We start from the raw sequence: 19,252 nt of genomic DNA, 5'->3' as shown, positions 1-19,252 counted from the left end.
TCAATGTCCCGAGTTCGCGTCCGATCCCCGGCTGCAGCGGGCTTCCAGGGGCCGACCCCGTTCACACGGCGGCGGGAATGGGATACAAACTCCGAGTGATCCCGATCGACGACAGCGACCCCCGGCAGATCGGCCCGTACCGCATCGTGGGCAAGCTGGGAGCGGGCGGCATGGGGACGGTGTACGCCGGGCTCGGCCCGGACGGCGTCCGGATCGCGGTGAAAGTCGTCCACGCCTCCTTCGCCGGGGACCCGGAGTTCCGGGCGAGATTCGCGCGTGAGATCGCCGTTCTCGGGCGGGTGCGCGGCGTGTACACCGCGCGGATCCTCGCCTCCGACGCGAACGCGGCACGACCGTGGCTGGCCGCCGAGTACGTACCGGGGCCGACGCTGGAAGATCACGTCCAGGCGAACGGCGCCCTTCACGGAGACCAGTGGTTCGGCCTCGCGGCGGGGCTGGCGGAGGCGCTGGTCGCCATTCACGCCGTGGACGTCGTCCACCGCGACATCAAGCCCTCCAACGTGCTCCTCTCGCCGAGCGGCCCCAAGCTCGTGGACTTCGGGATCGCGCGAGCACTCGACGGGACGTCCGTGACCCGGTCGGGGACGCTCATCGGGACCCCCGGATGGGTGAGCCCGGAGGAGTACCGCAACATCACGGCCGGACCGGCCGCCGACGTCTACGGCTGGGGGATGCTCGCCACGTACGCGGCGACGGGCAGGCCGCCCTACGGCACGGGCCGCCCCGAGGTCCTCGCGCACAGGGTCCTCAACGACCCGGTCGACACCTCGGCGGTCCCCGGCCCCCTGCGCGATCTGGTCGACAGGGCGCTGGCCAAGGAGCCGTCGTCCAGGCCCTCGGCGCAGGAGGTCCTGGCGGCCGTGTCCGAGGCGTGGCGGATCGACGGGGTCGACGAGCTGACGGCGCGGCTCGATCGCACGTGGGTGCTGCCCGTCGAGGACGTCCCGTGGCCGAGCCGCGGTCGCGGCGGCGTTCGCCGGGCCGCGGCGGCGTACCTCGCGGCCGCGGTCGTCCTGGGCGTGGGAGCGGCCGCCGCCCTCCGGCTCCTCCCGGAGACGGCCGAGCCGTCCGCGCGCCCCACCTTCGCCGCCACCGGGACGACGTCCCGCCCGCCGGAGTCCACCCCCGCCACAAGGACGCCGGAGCCTCCAAGCGAGTCCCCCACGCACACCTCGAAGCCGCCGTCCACCCCGGCGCGGCCCGAGCTGCCGCGGACGACCGCCGAACTCGCCGCCGCCCTCGACCTGGCGCTGGACGCCACCCCCGCGGCGAGCTTCTCCTACGAGGGCGGCTTCACCGAAAGCAACAGCTCCGCGAGGGCGACCGGCCGCGCGGTGAACAGCGCCCGCAATGACGACCTCGACATGCGCGTCGTGGCCGGCGACGAGTCGAGGGCCCACTACGTCGTCCTCGACGGCGCCGACCTCTACCCCGGCGACGAGCAGCTGTCGAGCCTGCGACCGGCCGACCCCAAGTGGCCCGCCCTCCTGATCGCGGGCACCGGCGGGCCGTCGGTCGTCCGCGAGGTGGTGGCCAACTCCACGCGGATGAAGCGGAGGGGGTACGCCTACTCGGGAACCCTGGCCATCGGCGAGACGAACGGGCTCCTCCGAGACCTCCTCAACTCCTGGATGGGCGGGGACGTCACGGCGACCGCCCCTCGTTCGTACCTGACCTACAGCCTCTCCATCGACTCGGACGGCCGACCGGAGACGTTCCGCCTCACCTGGTACGTCCCCACCGGCGACAGCGGCATCTACAAGTCCGAGTTCACCACCACCTACAGCGACTGGCGGACCGGCGGCAAGATCGCCAAGCCGTAGCCGGTTCCCGAAGCGGGAACCGGCCCGTGGCGGAGCGACGAGCGTGCCGAAGGCGCCAAGCTACCGAGCAACCGCTTGCTCGCATTGCGACCGCCGGGCTAGCGTGAGCGCATGCTGATGCGCGCAGCCGTCCTCACCGACTTCAACCAGCCGATGCGGGTCCGCGAGGTCGAGATCGACGAACCGGGGCCGGGCGAGGTGCGGGTCCAGATCAAGGCGTCCGGCGTGTGCGGCTCCGACCTGAAGGCCATCGACGGCAAGAGCCCCGTCGTCAAGGCCCTCCCCTTCATCCTGGGACACGAGAGCGCCGGGATCGTCGAGAGCGTCGGCGAGGGGGTGACCTCCGTCAAACCGGGCGACCACGTGATCATCTCGATGAGCGGCCCCTGCGGCAGGTGCCGCAAGTGCGGCGCCGGGCTCTTCCACCTCTGCTCCGGCCCCGCCAGGCTGACCGCCATCATGGGCGGACGCCCCCGCGTGCGCCTGGACGGCGAGGAGACCCGCAGGTTCATCGGCATCGGCTCCTTCGCCGAGTACGCCGTGGTCACCGAGCCCATGTGTGTGAAGCTCGCCCGGCACGCCGACTTCGCCGCCGCCTGCCTCCTGGCCTGCGGCGTGATCACTGGAGTCGGCGCCGTCCTGAACGTCGCCAAGGTCACGCCCGGCTCCAGCGTCCTGGTGGCGGGCTGCGGCGGCGTCGGGCTCAACGTCATCCAGGGCGCGGTGCTGGCGGGCGCGACGACGATCATCGCCGCCGACGTGGCGGAGCAGAAGCTCAAGCTGGCGGAGCGCTTCGGCGCCACCCACACGATCGTCCCCGCCGACCTGCCGCGAGAGGTGTCGGACGTGGTCAACGGCGGCGTCGAGTACGCCTTCGACGCGACGGGCGCCCCCGGAGTCCTCGCCCAGTGCTTCGCGTCGACCCAGCCGGGGGGCACGACCGTCATGGTGGGCAGCCCGCCCGCGGGCCACCCCGTGGAACTGGACAGCGCCCTCCTGTTCTCCTCCCGCCGGCTCATGGGCACCCAGGGCGGCGACGCGGCCCCGCACCGCGACCTCCCGATGCTCGCCGACCAGTACCTGCGCGGCCGCCTGGACCTCGACGGCCTCATCACGGAACGCCTCCCGCTGGACCAGATCAACGAGGCGGTGACCCACGTCCGCCAGGGCGCCGTCGCCCGAACCGTGATCGTCTTCTGAGACTCGACCACCACAAGCACTCACTGAAGTACAGTCAAGTGAACTGTACTTCAGTGATCACGGAGTCGCACATGGTGGTCAAACCCGCCTACATCTCCCATCGCACGCAGGAGTGGGCGAGCCTGACCGAGTTCGCCACAGGCACCCAGCCGGAGGTGGCCTTCGGGGTGGTGAGCGGTCGACGCCGTCAAGGCAAGACGTATCTGCTGCGAGCCTTGGCAGAAGAACTGGGCGGCTTCTACTTCGAAGCCACCGAAGGCACCGACATCGAGCTCCTCCGACTCTTCGGGATGGCGCTCGGGCGGCACACGGGCTCCCCCGTCGGCCTGCCGTTCGCCGACTGGCGCGACGCGTTGACCTTCATGTTCTCGCTCCCAGGAGAGCGACCGACGCCGTTGGTGATCGACGAATTCCCCTACCTGATGAAGGCGAACCCGGCCCTGCCGTCCATCCTCAAGCAGGAGATCGACCTACGAGGCAGAACCCACCGCGGGACAAGCAACGCCAGGGTGCTGATCTGCGGCTCGGCCCTGTCAGTGATGGGCAAGGTGCTCTCCGGCCAGGCTCCGCTACGGGGCAGGGCTCGGCTGGAACTCGTCGTCCAGCCGCTGGCCTTCCGCGAGGCCGCGGAGTTCTGGGGCATCGCCGATCCGCGCCTCGCGGCCCTGGTTCACAGCATCGTGGGCGGCACCCCGGCGTACCGGGACGAGTTCGTGGCCTCCGACGTGCCGCGATCGCTCGAGGACTTCGACTCCTGGGTGGTCCGCACCGTGCTGAACCGCGAGCGACCGCTCTTCCGCGAAGGAAGATACCTGCTCGCGGAGGAGGCCGACATCCGCGACCCCGCCCTCTACCACTCGGTCCTCTCGGCGATCGCCACAGGCAATCACACATGGGGCCGTATCGCCGGGCACATCGGCTACAAGTCCTCCGACATCGCGCACCCGCTGCACGTTCTGGAGGACTGCGGGCTGGTGACCAAGGAGCGCGACGCCTTCCAGAGCACCTCCACGTGTTACCGGATCGCCGAGCCGATCACCGCCTTCTACCAGGCGATCATGCGTCCCGAGTGGGCCGCCCTCACGACGGGCCACGCGGAGCAGGTGTGGGATCGCGCACGCGAGCGCTTCTCATCCGCGATCATGGGCCCGCATTTCGAGACGCTCTGCCGCGAGTTCGCGTCCAGGCACGGCGAGGAGCTCTTCGGCGCCGTGGGAGAAGTGGCCGCGGGGACGGTCACCGAGCCGGGAGGGCGCGGCAGGAAGGAGCGCAGGATCCAGGTCGACGTCGCCGTGCTGTCTCCGGCTTTCGCCAACGAACCGCGGGCCGTGCGCTCCCTGGGCGAGGCGAAATGGGGCAAGGTCATGGGCCTGCGCCATCTCGACCGGCTACGCCAGGCGAAGGACCTGCTGGAGGCGAAGGGGTACGACACCAGCGACACCGTCCTGACCTGCTACAGCGGGAACGGTTTCGACGACGAGCTCAAGGCCGTCGCGCAGGAGGACCCGCAGGTGTTGCTCGTCGACCTGCCTGCTCTGTACGGAATCAGCTAGCTATCCTGCTATTCTAAAGAACGTTAGAAGAGTAGAGGAGGCTTTCATGTCGTATCCCGAGGCGCGTTATCTGGGTGAGTCCGGCGAGGTCAGCGGGGTGATCCGGCCCGGCGACACGCCACCCGACCTGAAGATGGCCAAGGGGACCGAGGAGCGCCTCTACAAGGGCACCGAGGTGCACTATCTGGGCACCGGAAGCTCCACGAACGGCGCGTTCGGGCTGTACCGGTGGGAGATGGGCCCGCGTCCGTCAGGCCCGAGCCCGCACTTCCACCGGACGATCACCGAGTCCTTCTACGTCCTCGACGGCGCGATCCAGCTCTACAACGGCGACAAGTGGGTCACCGGCAAGCCGGGCGACTTCCTGTTCGTGCCGGAGGGCGGCGTGCACGCCTTCCGCAACGAGTCGGGCGAGCCCGCCTCCATGCTGATCCTGTTCACCCCCGGCGCGCCGAGGGAGGCCTACTTCGAGGAGCTGGCCGACATCGCGAACACGGGCCGCGAGCTCACCCCGGACGAGTGGACCGAGCTGTACCTCCGGCACGACCAGTACATGGTGCTATGACCGAATTCCCGGAAGAGCCGATCTACCGGCAGCTCGCCCGCATCGGCAAGGCCCTGTCGAACCCGGTGCGGCTGCGCCTGCTCGACGTCCTCGACGAGCGGGAGCGCACGGTCGAGGAGCTGGCCGAGAAGGCGGGCGTGGCGCTCAAGAACACCTCGGCCCAGCTGCAGCAGCTGCACGCGGCGCACCTGGTCACCAGCCGCAGGGACGGCACCAGGGTGTACTACCGGGTGGCCGGCGAGCAGGTGTCGCGTTTCCTCGGCCGGTTCCAGGAGTTCGCGCACGAGCGGCTGGCCGACCTGCGCGACGCAGTGTCGGAGCACCTGGACTCCGTAGCGGGCGTGACCGCGGACGAGCTGGCCGCCCGCCTCGACGACCCCGACACCGTGATCGTCGACGTGCGGTCGGCGGCCGCCTACGCCGAGGGGCACGTCCCGGGGGCGGTCTCGGTGCCGCTGTCGGAGCTGCGGCATCACCTGGCCGACCTGCCCGAGGACGCCGAGATCGTCGCCTACTGCGGCGGCCCGTACTGCGTGGTCTCCCCCAAGGCGGTCCGCCTCCTGCGGGAGCGCGGCCTGCGGGCTCGCCCCCTGGAGGGCGGGCTCACCGGGTGGCGCCGCTCGGGCCGGCCACTGAGCGCCGCCACGACGCGAGGGCGCCGCGAGCCGTAGGAGCGAAGTCGGGGAATCGCACCGCCTTGGCGAGCTGCCACAACGTGCCCTGCAGGGCACGCGCCGCCGCGTACAGCAGGAGGCGCGGGTCGTCCGGGTCCGCCCCGTACGCGCGCACCGCCTCCCGGCCGTCGAGCCTGCCGGTGCGCAGCAGGCAGACCAGGTCCCAGCCGGCGGGCGCGGTCATGGCCTCCTCGAAGTCGTTCCACAGCAGCCCGCCGGGCGTCGCGAGCAGGTTCCCCGGATGCGCGTCACCATGGACCGCCTGCGCCGGCTCCTCGCCCAGTCGCGACGCGAGCCGCGCGTGCTCGTCGCGGAGCAGCCCCAGCTCGGACGGTTCGAGCGACCCGGCGAGCAGGCGCAGCAGATGGGCGGTCTCGTCGAGCACCGGCCCGAGGCGGGGCAGCTCGCCGGGGAACCCGCGCAGCGCCTCATGCAGCTCGGCCAGCGCGCGGCCCGCCGCGTCCGGCGTCATCACCGGGTCGGGCTCGTGCTCGACGTACGTCCAGTAGGAGACCGTCACCCCGTCACGCACGTGCGGCCCGGGAGGCAGCAGATCACTGGCCGGGACGACGGGGAACCCCGCCCCGGCCAGGTACGACACGACCGCCAGCTCCCGCTCCAGCGCCTGCTCCGGGCGCGGGCGGCCGAGCGCGGTGACCGTCGGCACCCGCGCGACGACCGGCGCGGGACGCAGGTGGACGCGCAGGTTGTACGAGTCCTTGAGGATCACCGGCTCCCGCACGCCGATTCCGTGCTCTTCGGCGACCGAGACGGTGGCCGAGACGGCGGCTGAGACGGCGACGGACGCCACGGCTTCACGGTTCACCCGGCCATTCTGGCGTGGCTGTGACGACCGGCGTGAAGATCTACATCTCCGTCACGCGGGCCGGGGTTTGCCCAACCCCGCCCGCGGCGGGGATTTCCGCACCACCGACCCGCGCCAGAACATCCCGTTACACCGCAAACCCCCATAATTCAGGCCAAACAGGATAGGTATCGTGGTGGGCGATGGGAGGGCTGCGACCGACTGATTCTTATCCCGGACTGCGAAGGGACTGAGGATGGTGAAGAGCAGCCAGCACCCTCTCCGCCTCACACTCCTGGGCGGATTCCGGCTCCTGGCCGGCGACGACCAGATCACCGTCTCGAACGGCTCCGAGCGCCTGCTCGCGTTCCTGGCCCTCGGCTGCCAGGCCGTCTCGCGGAACCTGATGGCGTCCACCCTCTGGCCCGACGCGCCCGAGCGGCGCGCGTACGCCAGCCTGCGCTCCGCGCTCGCCCGCCTCGACGGCGTCGGACGCCGGATGCTGCACGTCGGCACGACCGAGATCCGGCTGTCGCCTGACACGGACGTGGACGTCCACGAGGCCAGGTCGCTGGCCCAGCGCATCCTCGATCCCGCGGTGCCGTCCGAGGGCGCGGACCTCAGCGCACAGGCCATCACGGTGCTGTCCCACGGCCTGCTGCCCGGCTGGTACGACGAGTGGGTCCTCGGCGAGGCCGAGCAGTGGCACCAGCTGCGCTTGCACGCCCTGGAGGCGCTGTCGGCCCGCTTCGTCCAGGCCGGGCGGCACGCCGAGGCCGTCGCCGCCGCCAGCGTGGCCGTGCACGCGGAGCCCCTACGGGAGAGCGCCTGCGCGGCGCTCATCGAGGCTCATCTCGCCGAGGGCAACCAGGCCGAGGCGCTCAGGCAGTTCCAGCTCTACGAGCTGGGCCTGAACGCCGAGATGGGCCTGCGTCCGACGGCCCGGCTGTGCGAGCTCGTCGCCGGGCTGCGCTCGGCGCGTCGCCCGTGAGAGCGAGCGCCGTCACGTCGGCGTCACGCCGCGGTGACAGGGGGCTGGCCATGCTGACGATGAACGCCGGAGCACCACCCGATGGCGATCGCCGCGGGCAGCCCGGCAAGGAGATGAAGGAGACAGGAATGCGCACCAAGCGAGTCGTGATGCTGGCCTGTCCGGCACTTCTCAGCGCTCTCGCCTTCGGCGCGGCCTCGCCTGCTTCGGCCGCCCCGAGCCACGCGAAGACGACGACCGTGGCCAGCGCGAGCGCGGTGGTCCCCGACCCTGACATGAACATCGCCAAGCCGCCGAAGAAGAGGGCTAAGGGCAAGGCACAGTTCAACAGGGGCTACAACTCCGGCTACATGGAAGGCCGGTCGGACTGCAGGAACAAGAAGCCGTTCAACCTCACGATGTCCGGCGGAGGCGCCTACGGTAAGGGCTTCCGGCACGGATACACCACCGGCTTCCACAGCTGCACGCCCCCGGCGTGACCGGACAGCTGGTGACCCCGCCCCGCGCACGCGGGGCGGGGTCGTCCCCGTCAGACCCGGGTGAAAGCCCCGCTGCCGGACGGAGGATGAGGGACGGGTGAGGGGGTGGCGACGGCCTCCTCGTCATGACCCTCGACCGACAGGTTCGGCAGCAGGCGGTCGAGCCAGCGCGGGCACCACCAGTTCAACCGGCCGAGCAGCACCATGGTGGCCGGCACCAGGAAGCCCCGGATGATGGTGGCGTCCACGGCGATGGCGACCGCCAGGCCCACCCCGAACGTCTTCACCATCGGGTCGGGGTAGGCGATGAACGCCACGAACACCGCCACCATGATGAGCGCCGCCGAGGTGATCACCCGCCCGGTCGAGCCCAGCCCCTCGGCGACCGCGCGCCCGTTGTCCCGGTGCCCGAGGTAGGCCTGCCGCACCGCCGTCAGCAGGAAGACCTCGTAGTCCATGGACAGCCCGAACAGCACCGCGAAGAGCATCAACGGGACGTAGCTCTCGATCGGCACGGTGAAGAACAGGGTCTCCAGGGAGGACGAGCTCGCCGGCGCGTCCATGCCGACCAGCGCGCTGCCGAGCCCGATGGAGAAGACCAGCGCGAGCGCCCCGAACGCGGCGCCCAGCGAGACGAGGTTCATCAGCGCGGCCTTGACCGCGACGATGGGCGCGCGGAAGGCGAACAGCAGGAGCAGGGCGCTGAGCAGCACGACCACGCCGATGACGAGCGGGGTGCGGTCGGAGATACGGTTGCCCGCGTCGGTCAGGGCCGCCACCTTACCGCCGACGTGCACCTTCATCCCGGGCAGGGAGATGGCACGGATGTCGCGCACCACGTCGGCCGCCCGCGTGTCGCTGGGCGCGTACGAGGGGATCACCTGGATCAGCACGGCGCGTCCGGAGGTGTTCAGCGTGGCGGGGGCGACGTGCGCGACGCCGTCCACGGCGGTGATCTCGCGGGTGAGCTGGTCCACGACCGGATCGTCGGCGGCGGCGACCGGCTGGGGCAGCTCGGCGACGACGCTCATCGGCCCGTTGCTGCCGGGGCCGAACCCGACGGCCATCAGCTCGTAGGCACGGCGGGCCGGCGAGCCCTGCGTGGCGTACCCGTCGTCGAGCGGCCCCAGCTTCAGGGCGACCGCGGGCGCGGCGAGCGCGGCCAGCACCACCACGCTGGCCACCAGCACCTGCCAGGGCCTGCGCGCGACCCACGCGCCGAGCCCGGCCCACCCGGACGAGTCGCGGTTCCTGCCGAGGAACGGCACCCGCAGCGCGTTGACGCGATGACCGAGCAGCCCGAGCAGGGCGGGGACGAGCGTGATCGACGTCAGCACCGCGCAGACCACGGAGATGCCGGTGATCCAGCCGAGCGTGCGCAGCAGCGGGAAGCCGCCCAGCATGAGCGCGCTGAGCGCGATGATCACGGTGCCGCCTGCGAACACCACCGCGCCGCCCGAACTGGCCACGGTCCGCCGGACGGACTCCTGGACGGGCACCTCTTCGGACAGCAGCTTGCGATGCCTGGACAGCAGGAACAGCGCGTAGTCGATGCCCACACCGAGCCCGATCATCGAGGATGAGGGACGGGTGAGGGGGTGGCGACGGCCTCCTCGTCATGACCCTCGACCGACAGGTTCGGCAGCAGGCGGTCGAGCCAGCGCGGGCACCACCAGTTCAACCGGCCGAGCAGCACCATGGTGGCCGGCACCAGGAAGCCCCGGATGATGGTGGCGTCCACGGCGATGGCGACCGCCAGGCCCACCCCGAACGTCTTCACCATCGGGTCGGGGTAGGCGATGAACGCCACGAACACCGCCACCATGATGAGCGCCGCCGAGGTGATCACCCGCCCGGTCGAGCCCAGCCCCTCGGCGACCGCGCGCCCGTTGTCCCGGTGCCCGAGGTAGGCCTGCCGCACCGCCGTCAGCAGGAAGACCTCGTAGTCCATGGACAGCCCGAACAGCACCGCGAAGAGCATCAACGGGACGTAGCTCTCGATCGGCACGGTGAAGAACAGGGTCTCCAGGGAGGACGAGCTCGCCGGCGCGTCCATGCCGACCAGCGCGCTGCCGAGCCCGATGGAGAAGACCAGCGCGAGCGCCCCGAACGCGGCGCCCAGCGAGACGAGGTTCATCAGCGCGGCCTTGACCGCGACGATGGGCGCGCGGAAGGCGAACAGCAGGAGCAGGGCGCTGAGCAGCACGACCACGCCGATGACGAGCGGGGTGCGGTCGGAGATACGGTTGCCCGCGTCGGTCAGGGCCGCCACCTTACCGCCGACGTGCACCTTCATCCCGGGCAGGGAGATGGCACGGATGTCGCGCACCACGTCGGCCGCCCGCGTGTCGCTGGGCGCGTACGAGGGGATCACCTGGATCAGCACGGCGCGTCCGGAGGTGTTCAGCGTGGCGGGGGCGACGTGCGCGACGCCGTCCACGGCGGTGATCTCGCGGGTGAGCTGGTCCACGACCGGATCGTCGGCGGCGGCGACCGGCTGGGGCAGCTCGGCGACGACGCTCATCGGCCCGTTGCTGCCGGGGCCGAACCCGACGGCCATCAGCTCGTAGGCACGGCGGGCCGGCGAGCCCTGCGTGGCGTACCCGTCGTCGAGCGGCCCCAGCTTCAGGGCGACCGCGGGCGCGGCGAGCGCGGCCAGCACCACCACGCTGGCCACCAGCACCTGCCAGGGCCTGCGCGCGACCCACGCGCCGAGCCCGGCCCACCCGGACGAGTCGCGGTTCCTGCCGAGGAACGGCACCCGCAGCGCGTTGACGCGATGACCGAGCAGCCCGAGCAGGGCGGGGACGAGCGTGATCGACGTCAGCACCGCGCAGACCACGGAGATGCCGGTGATCCAGCCGAGCGTGCGCAGCAGCGGGAAGCCGCCCAGCATGAGCGCGCTGAGCGCGATGATCACGGTGCCGCCTGCGAACACCACCGCGCCGCCCGAACTGGCCACGGTCCGCCGGACGGACTCCTGGACGGGCACCTCTTCGGACAGCAGCTTGCGATGCCTGGACAGCAGGAACAGCGCGTAGTCGATGCCCACACCGAGCCCGATCATCGTGGCCATGATGCCCGCCTGCTTGGGCACGTCCACGACATGGCCGAGCAGGCCGATCACGCCCAGCCCCGCGGCGACGCTGACGAGCGCGGTGAAGATCGGCACCAGCGCGGCGGCGAGCGTGCCGAACGCGAACACCAGCACCACCAGCGCGCACGCGACGCCGATGATCTCGCTCGGCCCGGTCTTGATCTCCTTGTCGGCCGGGGTCGAGCTGTCGGCGGCCACGACCTCCAGGCCGGCGGCCCGCGCCGGGTCGGCCGCCCTGGACAGGGTCTGCGTGGTCTCGGCGAGCTTGCTGCTGTCGTGGCCCTGCATGCGTACGGTGATGACGCCGATGCGGAGGTTCGAGGCGATCCCTCCCTTGCGGAACGGCGTGTCGACCTTCACCACGTGGGGGACCGTGCGGATGCGCTCGACGGCCTGGTCCACGGCCTGCTTCGCGCGCTCGTCGATGAGCGGGCCCTTGTCGGAGTAGACGACCAGTTGCACGGTGCCGCCCGCGGCGTAGCCGGGCCCGAAGCCGTCCCGCATCAGGTCGTGCGCGCGCTGGGCGTCGGTGCCGGGGATGCTCACGTCGTTGCTCACCGGACGGCCCAGCACGAGGCTGCCGCCCATCAGCCCGACTGCCGCGATCACCCATAACGCCAGCACGATCCGTCCGTGCCGCGCACACCAGCCGCCCAGCCGTCCCAGAAAGCCCGCCATCCGTGCCCCCTCCTCGACGGCCGTCCTGTACGGTCGTACAGGGCCTACGATAAGGCGGGAAATATCGGAAAAGCTGTAGCCCGCAGGGAAATGAGATGATGGCCACAGTCGAGGATGGGAACGACACCCGGAGGCGGATTCTGGCGGCAGCCAAGAAGCTGTTCGCCGAGCGCGGCTACGCGGCCACCTCGCTGGCCGACATCGCCTCGGCCGTCGGCCTGACCAAGACCGCCGTCGCCTACCACTTCCACCCGAAGGACCGGCTGGCCACCGAGCTGATCGCGCCCGCCGCCGACGACATGCTCGCCCTGCTCGGCGCCGATCTGAGCGGGCCGCCGTTCGTCGAGGCGCTGGTCGCGTTCACCGTGCGGCACCGCACCGTGATCCGCCTGTTCATGGAGGACATCAGCCGTGCCGACGACCCGGCGCCCGGCTCGACGGGCGAGGCCATCAGGACGTTCAGCGACGAGATCTTCGCCAAGCTCGTCGGCCCCGACCCGAGCACCGAGGCCCGCCTGCGCGGCTGGGCCGTGCTCGGGGCACTGCAGTGGGCCGTCGTGCACAGCATGGACCAGCCGGAGGACGTCGTCCGCGCCTCCCTGACCAGGATCGCCCTGTCGATCTAGCGGCTCCGTCGCCCTACGAGGCCGGCCGGAGAAGGAAGGTGGTGCCGTCGTCCGCGGGCGTCCGCACCGCGAGCCCGGTCTCGGCCAGCACCTTCGCGATCAGGGCCCGGTCTCCGGCCCACTGCAGCGCGAGTTCGCCGACCAGGTCGCCGCGCGCATCGAAGCAGGACGTGTGCGCCTGGGTGGTCCAGAAGACGGCCTTGGGCGACTGCCCGGCCTCGGTCGCCTCGTAGACGTGCTGCCAGCCTCCGGAGGAGGTCGGCCAGAGGTCGGGTTCGGCGATGTAGCCGCCTGATGATCAAGTTCCCGTCAGCGTAACGAGATCTTCTCGCCACCGGGAGCCGTTCGGAAAACTCATCGGACTACAGGCCAAGGATCTCTCGCTCGACGTGGTCGAGTGCCAGCCGGACCGCACCCAGGGCCACGCTCTCGTCGCCGAACGTGGACGTGACCAGCTCGGGCGCGCTCACGCAGAGGTCCGCCAGGTGGCGGCGGAGCGGGCCGAACAGCACGTCGCCCGCGCGCGAATAGCCGCCGCCGATCACCAGCAGGTCGGGGTCGACGGCCAGCACCAGCGCGGACGCGCCGATCGCCAGGTTCTCCGCGTACTGGTCGACGCGGCGCAGCGCGCCCGGGTCGCCGGCGTCGGCCGCCGCGAACACCTCGGCCGCGCTGCCCTCCTTGACCAGCTCCATGGCGGCGTCCTCCCAGCCGACCTGGCGCAGCGTGCCGATCTCCCCCGCCGCGCCGGACCGCCCGGCGTGCAGCCGCCCACCGATCAGGACGCCGGCGCCTGGCCGGTGCCCGACGAGAATGTAGACGACGTCGGACGCGTGCTGGGCGCTGCCGCGCCAGTGCTCGGCGAGCGCGGCCAGGTTCGCGTCGTTGGCGGCCAGCGCGGTGCAGCCGAACCAGCGGCCGGCCAGCCCGGCGAGGTCCACGCCCGTCCAGCCGGGCAGCGACATCGACAGCGCGATCCGTCCTGACCGGTCCACGATGCCGGAGGTGCCGGCGGCGACGGCCCAGATCCGGGTCCGCGCGACTCCGGCGCCGTCGACGCAGGCCAGCGACGCGCTGCGGGCGGCCTCGAGCCGTTCGGGGGCCGGGGCGTCACCGGCGACGCCGGTTCGCTCGCAGGCGAGCACCTCGCCGTTGAGGTCGGCGAGAGAGACCACGATCCTGTCGCCGCCCACGTCTACGCCCACCACGTAGCCGGCGTCGGCGCGGAAAGCGTACCGGCGGGCGGGACGGCCCATCGCGCCCTCGTCGGGCGGGGCCTCCCTGACCCAGCCGCGCTCGCCCAGCTCGTCGAGCACCGCCTCGACGGTCTGCCTGGACAGCCCGGTGATCCGGCCGAGCTGTGTGAGCGTGGCCAGGCCCTCCCGCCGCAGGGCTCTGAGCGTGACCTGGGTGTTCACCTTGCGCAGCAGCGAAGCGTCACCCGGCCGGAGCTCGGTCACTTATGAGACCCCTTCTCATAACTTCCCTATTGACGGTTACCAGCCTGGATTCTAGCATCGGCCGACATACGTTAACTGGTTACATAAGTGGAGGCGTAATGGTGACTCTCGCCGTCGTGGGCGCGGGTTCTCGGGGGACCTCCTATGCCCGCCACGCGGTCGAGTCCGGCCAGGCGCGGGTGGTGGCGGTGGCCGACCCGGCCGCCGGCCGCCGCGCCAGGTACCCCGAAGCGGCGCACTACGCCGACTGGCGCGAACTGGCCGCGCTCCCCCGGCAGGCGGACGCCGTGATCATCGCGACCCAGGACAGGGAGCACGTCGAGCCCGCGGTCCGCTTCGCCGACCTGGGCTACGACATCCTGCTGGAGAAGCCGATGGCGGTCTCCGAGGACGACTGCCGTGAGATCGTCGCCGCCGCCGAGCGGTCCGGCGCGATCTTCGCGGTCTGCCACGTGCTGCGCTACACCCCGTACACCCGGGCGCTGAAGTCGCTGATCGACGCGGGACGGATCGGCGAGATCGTCAGCATCCAGCACCTGGAGCCGGTCGGCTGGTGGCACCAGGCGCACTCCTACGTCCGCGGCAACTGGCGCAGGACCGACGAGTCGACGTTCATGCTGCTCGCCAAGTCCTGCCACGATCTCGACTGGCTGGTGCACCTCACCGGCGAGCAGGTCACCAAGGTCTCCTCGTTCGGCGGACTCAAGCACTTCCGCGCGGAGAACCGGCCGGAGGGCGCGACCGACCGCTGCCTCGACTGCCCGGTGGAGGCCGACTGCGCGTACTCGGCCAAGCGCATCTACCTGCCGCTGGCCGGCCAGGACGTCTGGCCGCTGTCGGTGCTCACCGACGACCTCTCCGAGCAGGGCGTCCTGGACGCGCTCAGGACCGGCCTGTACGGAAGGTGCGTCTACGCCTGCGACAACGACGTGGTCGACCACCAGGTGGTGAACATGGAGTTCGAAAGCGGCGCGACCGCCGCCTTCACGATGACGGCCTTCACCCCCGCCGCCCACCGGCAGACCCGTGTCTTCGGCACCCGCGGCTCGATCGACGGCGACGGCGAGCGGCTCGTCGTCCACGACTTCGTCACCGGGCGGTCCGAGACCGTCGACACCCGCGCCACGGGCGACGCGACGGCGTCCGGCGGCCACGGAGGCGGCGACGAGGGGCTGGTGGACGCGTTCCTGTCGGCCGTGACCACCAGGGATCGCTCCCCCATCCTCTCCTCGCCGAGCGAGAGCCTGCACAGCCACCTGATCGCCTGGGCCGCCGAGAGGTCGCGGCTCAACGGCGAGACCGTCACCCTGGAAGGAACCCCCCAATGAGAGCAAGGCATATCGCGGCAGTGGCGGCGCTCGGCGCCGGCCTGGTGGCGTGCGGCTCGTCCACTCCGGCGAGCAAGCCGGCCGCCCAGTCCGACGGCGGACGCGGCCCGATCACGTTCATCAGCGGCAAGTTCGAGGCCGAGTCGGTCCAGAAGATCGTGGACGCGTGGAACGCCGCGCACCCGAACGAGAAGGCCGGCGTCGTCCTGCTGCCGGAGAGCGCCGACGAGCAGCGCCGCAAGCTCATCCAGAACGCCCAGACCAAGTCGGACGCCGGTGACGTCATCCTCATCGACGCGGTGTGGACCAGCGAGTTCGCCGCCAACCGCTGGGTGGACGAGCTCCCGCTGGACGTGTCCGGCCTCCTCCCCACCACCGTCGAAACAGCGAAATATCGCGACAAGCTGTACGCGATGCCGCTGTTCACCGGCACCGGACTGCTCTACTACCGCACGGACCTGGTCAAGGAGCCTCCGAAGACCTGGGACGAGATGAAGAAGCTCTGCGACCAGGTGCTGCCCAAGCAGAAGGGCATGGCCTGCTACAGCGGCCAGTTCGACAAGTACGAAGGCCTGACCGTCAACTTCTCCGAGGCGGTCAACTCCGCGGGCGGCGAGTTCCTCGACGCCTCCGGCCAGCCGCAGCTGACCAGCGACGCGGCGAAGAAGGCCGGGCAGTTCCTGGCCGACGGCTTCAAGAGCGGGATGATCCCCAAGGAGGCCATCACCTACAAGGAGGAAGAGGGCCGCGTCGCCTTCCAGGAGGGCAAGCTGCTCTTCTACCGCAACTGGGCCTACGGCTACGAGGCGGCGCAGAAGACCGACGGCTCCAGCAAGGTCGCGGGCAAGGTGAACGTGGCCCCGATCCCCGGGCTCACCGGCATCGGCGCGGGCACGCTGGGCGGCAACAACCTGGCCGTGTCGGCGTTCTCCAAGCACAAGCAGACCGCCAAGGACTTCATCGCGTTCATGACCAGCGCCGAGCAGCTCAAGGCGTTCGCCGAGACCAGCTCGATGCCGGTGCCGAGGACCGCGATCTACGAAGACCCCGAGATGATCAAGAAGTACCCGTACCTGCCCGCGCTCAAGGAGGGCATCCTCGCCGCCAAGCCGCGTCCCAAGGCGGTCAAGTACGGCGACGTCACCGCGGCGATCCAGGAGTCGGCGTACGCGATCGTCTCGGGCGCCAAGCCCGTCGACCAGGCCCTGACCGAGCTGCAGAGCACGCTCGGCCCGCTGCTCAAGTAGCCCGCCGCCCAGCACTTCGCCGCCCAGCAGTTCGCCCGTAGGAGTAGGAGAGAACCGGTGCTCACCGCGACCCGCCCCGCCGACGCGCGGCGGCGTTCCCGGCATGGACGCGCTGCCCCACGCGGGCAGTCGTGGCTGGCCGCCGCCATGCTCTCGCCCACGTTGATCGTGCTCGCGCTCGTGGTCTTCTACCCGCTGGTGTCGGCCATGCGCGAGTCGTTCTACACCAGCGGGCAGACCCTCGACGCCGACGGCTTCGTGGTGGAGGGCGAGCAGTTCGCCGGGGCGGCCAACTACGCCGGCGTGCTGGGCGCCCGGTTCCTGAACGCGGCCTTCAACACGACGCTGTTCACCGTGGTCACCGTCGCGCTGGAGGTCGTGCTCGGGGTCGCGATGGCGCTGGTCATGCAGCGCGCCTTCCGTGGGCGGGCGCTGCTGCGGGCCAGCATCCTCGTCCCGTGGGCGGTGCCGACCGCGGTGTCGGGGCTGATGTGGAAGTGGATCTTCCAGGCCGACGGCGTGGCGAACGCGCTGCTCGGCACCGACATCCTGTGGACCGCCGACGGCGGCTGGGCCAAGCTGGCCATCGTCGTCGCCGACACCTGGAAGACGGCGCCGTTCGTGGGGCTGCTCGTGCTGGCGGGCCTGCAGATCATCCCCGGCGAGGTCTACGAGGCCGCCAGGGTCGACGGGGCCACGCCCAGGCAGCAGTTCTGGCGCATCACGCTGCCGCTGGTCAAGCCCGCGCTGCTGGTGGCGGTCCTGTTCAGGCTGATGGACGCGCTGCGCGTCTTCGACCTGCCGTACGTGCTCATCGGGCCGCGCAAGGAGTCGGTCGAGACGCTGTCGGGGCTGATCTGGGACGAGGCGACCCGCGTCCATTACGGGCCAGCCTCGGCCTACGGCACGGCGCTGTTCGTCTACATCGCGCTGATCGCGTTCGTGTTCGTCAAGCTACTCGGAGCCGACCTGCTGAGCGATGTGCGGGCGCGGAGAAAGGAGGCCGGGGATGGCGCGTAGGGCGGGCATGATCGGCATCGCGTTGTACTGCCTGGTGCCGTTCTACTGGATGGTGGTGTCGAGCTTCCGCCGCACCACCGACATTTACGACAAATCGCCATTTCCTGCGCCGTGGTCGTTGGAGAGCTACGACGCGGTCTTCGCCGAGGGCATGGGCTTCGGCCAGTCGCTCGGCAACAGCCTCATCGTGGCGGCGACCACCACCGCGGTCACCCTCGTGATCGGCACGCTGGCGGCGTACGCGCTGGCCAGGCTGCAGTTCCGGGGCAAGAACGTGATCCTGGCCCTGGTGATCGCGGTTTCGATGTTCCCCGGGGCGCTGCTGATCGTCCCGCTGCTGAAGCTGTTCACCGCGATCGGCTGGATCAACTCCTACCAGGCGATGATCGTCCCCTCGATGTCCTTCGCCCTGCCGCTGACCATCTGGAACCTGACCACCTTCTTCCGCCAGATGCCCTACGAGCTGGAGCAGGCCGCCCAGATCGACGGCTGCACCCCGTTCACTGCCTTCCGCCGCGTGATGCTGCCCCTGGCTGCCCCGGGCATCTTCACCACCGCGATCCTGGCCTTCATCGCCACCTGGAACGAGTTCATCATCGCGGTCACCATGGTCAACGACCAGTCGCGCCAGACGGCGACCGTCCGCATCGCCCAGTTCACCGGCGCGGCCAAGTTCGACACCCCGTTCGGCACGCAGATGGCGGCGGGCGTCCTGGTGACGATCCCGCTGGTGCTGCTCGTCCTGTTCTTCCAGCGTCGCATCGTCACGGGCCTGACGGCGGGCGCGCTGAAGTAGGCGGCTACCGCTCACCCGATGCGGTGGGGGTCGGCGAGGGCGGCTCCGAAGGTTCCGTCGGGTCGGGGTCGCTCTGCCCGGCGACCCCGACCGTCAGGACGACCGTGCTGCCCGCCTCGGCGCAGGAGCCCGCGTCCGCACTCTGCGCCAGGACCGTGTCGACCCGCTCCGGATCGTCCACCACCTGGCTCTTCGACCTCACCGTGAAGCCCGCGTCGCGGAGGGCGGCGCTCGCGTCCTCCAGCGACCGGCCGACGACGGACGGCACCCCGGCCCCCTGACGGGCCACGACCAGGGCCACCGGGCTGCCGCCCGAGACCCTGCGGCCCGCCTCCGGCCTGCTGGCGATCACCTGGCCGTCCGGCAGCGCGGAGCACGACCGGGTGATCGCGCCCACCGTCAGCCCGGCGCTGGTCAGCGCCGCCCGCGCGGCCTTGGACTGCTGCCCGGTGACCGCCGGGACCACCAGACCCGCCGACACCTGCAACGACACCTTCGAGCCCTTCGACACGGCGGTTCCCAGGGCGGGCTCGCTGCTCAGCACCTGGCCGATCGGCTTCGCCGAGTCGACCTGGGTCACGGTGCCCGCCGACAGGCCGGACCGCTTGATCGCCTTGATCGCCGCGGAACGGTCCAGACCCGCGAGCGCGGGCACGGACACCGAGGCGGGCGCCACTGGCGGCGGCTCCGACGAGCCTCTGGGGGGCTGGGAGCTGGGCCGCTCCTCCGGGGGGCTTGAGCTGTTCGTGTGAGGTGTGGGCGGAGCCGTCGCGCTCTCCCGGGGCGTCGGCGAGTCCGTCGCGAGCACCGTGGGGCTCGCCGCCGCCTGCGGCCGCGCGACGTCCCGCCTGAGCGCCGGCGCCACCACGGTGACCAGCACCGCCGCGCT

General features: G+C 71.1%; 17 protein-coding genes. 12 read left to right on the top strand and 5 right to left on the bottom strand.

Translation table 11 applies throughout. From position 1 onward, the window contains the following. The first annotated feature begins 95 nt into the window (after positions 1-95). The 5 genes from ABZ297_RS30170 to ABZ297_RS30150 all read left to right on the top strand — a co-directional run bounded on the left by ABZ297_RS30170 (position 96) and on the right by ABZ297_RS30150 (position 5,833). A complete protein-coding gene (locus tag ABZ297_RS30170) occupies positions 96-1,844 on the top strand; it encodes a protein kinase (protein WP_355352838.1) in 1,749 nt (582 codons plus the stop codon). 111 nt (positions 1,845-1,955) lie between these two features. Beyond that, the gene (locus tag ABZ297_RS30165) at positions 1,956-3,044 is read left to right on the top strand and encodes a Zn-dependent alcohol dehydrogenase (RefSeq protein WP_355352835.1); all 1,089 of its coding nucleotides are present in this window, start codon (positions 1,956-1,958) and stop codon (positions 3,042-3,044) included. A gap of 71 nt (positions 3,045-3,115) precedes the next feature. Next, entirely contained in the window at positions 3,116-4,597 is a 1,482-nt protein-coding gene (locus ABZ297_RS30160) for an ATP-binding protein (protein WP_355352832.1), read from the top strand. Between the two features lie 46 nt (positions 4,598-4,643). Then, positions 4,644-5,162 (top strand): cupin domain-containing protein, encoded by a 519-nt coding sequence (locus ABZ297_RS30155; protein WP_355352829.1) that lies wholly within the window; start codon positions 4,644-4,646, stop codon positions 5,160-5,162. Further along, the gene (locus ABZ297_RS30150) at positions 5,159-5,833 is read left to right on the top strand and encodes a metalloregulator ArsR/SmtB family transcription factor (protein WP_355352826.1); all 675 of its coding nucleotides are present in this window, start codon (positions 5,159-5,161) and stop codon (positions 5,831-5,833) included. The genes ABZ297_RS30155 and ABZ297_RS30150 overlap by 4 nt, the downstream gene beginning before the upstream one ends. Here the strand turns inward: ABZ297_RS30150 and ABZ297_RS30145 are convergent. Continuing rightward, positions 5,766-6,662: an aminoglycoside phosphotransferase family protein gene (locus ABZ297_RS30145; protein ID WP_355352823.1), complete on the bottom strand. Its 897-nt coding sequence runs from the start codon at positions 6,660-6,662 to the stop codon at positions 5,766-5,768. The genes ABZ297_RS30150 and ABZ297_RS30145 overlap by 68 nt on opposite strands. Before the next feature lie 235 nt (positions 6,663-6,897). On the opposite strand from ABZ297_RS30145, the gene ABZ297_RS30140 reads away from it, so the two are divergent. Both ABZ297_RS30140 and ABZ297_RS30135 read left to right on the top strand, forming a co-directional pair. Beyond that, positions 6,898-7,632: a BTAD domain-containing putative transcriptional regulator gene (locus ABZ297_RS30140; protein ID WP_355352820.1), complete on the top strand. Its 735-nt coding sequence runs from the start codon at positions 6,898-6,900 to the stop codon at positions 7,630-7,632. 128 nt (positions 7,633-7,760) lie between these two features. Next, on the top strand, positions 7,761-8,111 hold the full coding sequence (locus tag ABZ297_RS30135; RefSeq protein ID WP_355352817.1) for a hypothetical protein: 351 nt from the start codon (positions 7,761-7,763) through the stop codon (positions 8,109-8,111). 50 nt (positions 8,112-8,161) lie between these two features. Here the strand turns inward: ABZ297_RS30135 and ABZ297_RS30130 are convergent, their stop codons facing one another. Both ABZ297_RS30130 and ABZ297_RS30125 read right to left on the bottom strand, forming a co-directional pair. Further along, positions 8,162-9,685 carry an MMPL family transporter gene (locus ABZ297_RS30130; protein ID WP_355352814.1) on the bottom strand — a complete coding sequence of 508 codons (1,524 nt, stop codon included), beginning with the start codon at positions 9,683-9,685 and terminating at the stop codon, positions 8,162-8,164. Then, on the bottom strand, positions 9,682-11,886 hold the full coding sequence (locus ABZ297_RS30125) for an MMPL family transporter (RefSeq protein ID WP_355352811.1): 2,205 nt from the start codon (positions 11,884-11,886) through the stop codon (positions 9,682-9,684). The genes ABZ297_RS30130 and ABZ297_RS30125 overlap by 4 nt, the downstream gene beginning before the upstream one ends. 95 nt (positions 11,887-11,981) lie before the next feature. On the opposite strand from ABZ297_RS30125, the gene ABZ297_RS30120 reads away from it, so the two are divergent. Continuing rightward, positions 11,982-12,512 carry a TetR family transcriptional regulator gene (locus tag ABZ297_RS30120; protein ID WP_355352808.1) on the top strand — a complete coding sequence of 177 codons (531 nt, stop codon included), beginning with the start codon at positions 11,982-11,984 and terminating at the stop codon, positions 12,510-12,512. A gap of 362 nt (positions 12,513-12,874) precedes the next feature. On the opposite strand, the gene ABZ297_RS30115 is transcribed toward ABZ297_RS30120, so the two are convergent. Next, a complete protein-coding gene (locus tag ABZ297_RS30115) occupies positions 12,875-13,972 on the bottom strand; it encodes an ROK family transcriptional regulator (protein WP_355352805.1) in 1,098 nt (365 codons plus the stop codon). A gap of 98 nt (positions 13,973-14,070) precedes the next feature. Between ABZ297_RS30115 and ABZ297_RS30110 the strand changes: the two genes are divergently transcribed. Genes ABZ297_RS30110 through ABZ297_RS30095 form a run of 4 tightly spaced genes read left to right on the top strand, consistent with a single transcriptional unit; the run spans position 14,071 to position 18,363 of the window. Further along, positions 14,071-15,300, top strand: coding sequence for a Gfo/Idh/MocA family oxidoreductase (locus ABZ297_RS30110; RefSeq protein ID WP_355352802.1), 1,230 nt, complete (start codon positions 14,071-14,073; stop codon positions 15,298-15,300). After that, complete coding sequence (locus ABZ297_RS30105) at positions 15,297-16,547, top strand: ABC transporter substrate-binding protein (RefSeq protein WP_355352799.1); 1,251 nt, start codon at positions 15,297-15,299, stop codon at positions 16,545-16,547. Before ABZ297_RS30110 ends, ABZ297_RS30105 begins: the two co-directional genes overlap by 4 nt. A 57-nt stretch (positions 16,548-16,604) precedes the next feature. Then, complete coding sequence (locus tag ABZ297_RS30100; protein ID WP_355352796.1) at positions 16,605-17,567, top strand: sugar ABC transporter permease; 963 nt, start codon at positions 16,605-16,607, stop codon at positions 17,565-17,567. Then, positions 17,557-18,363, top strand: a complete 807-nt coding sequence (locus tag ABZ297_RS30095; RefSeq protein WP_355352793.1) for a carbohydrate ABC transporter permease — start codon at positions 17,557-17,559, stop codon at positions 18,361-18,363. Before ABZ297_RS30100 ends, ABZ297_RS30095 begins: the two co-directional genes overlap by 11 nt. A gap of 4 nt (positions 18,364-18,367) precedes the next feature. Here ABZ297_RS30095 and ABZ297_RS30090 read toward each other — a convergent pair. Then, the coding region (locus ABZ297_RS30090) for a PASTA domain-containing protein (RefSeq protein WP_355352790.1) at positions 18,368-19,252 on the bottom strand (885 nt) is incomplete at its 5' end.

This window comes from Nonomuraea sp. NPDC005983 (assembly GCF_040614375.1).
Lineage (GTDB): Bacteria > Actinomycetota > Actinomycetes > Streptosporangiales > Streptosporangiaceae > Nonomuraea.
Note: the sequence above shows the minus strand (reverse complement) of the source record. Positions and strands in the feature narration are given on the sequence as shown.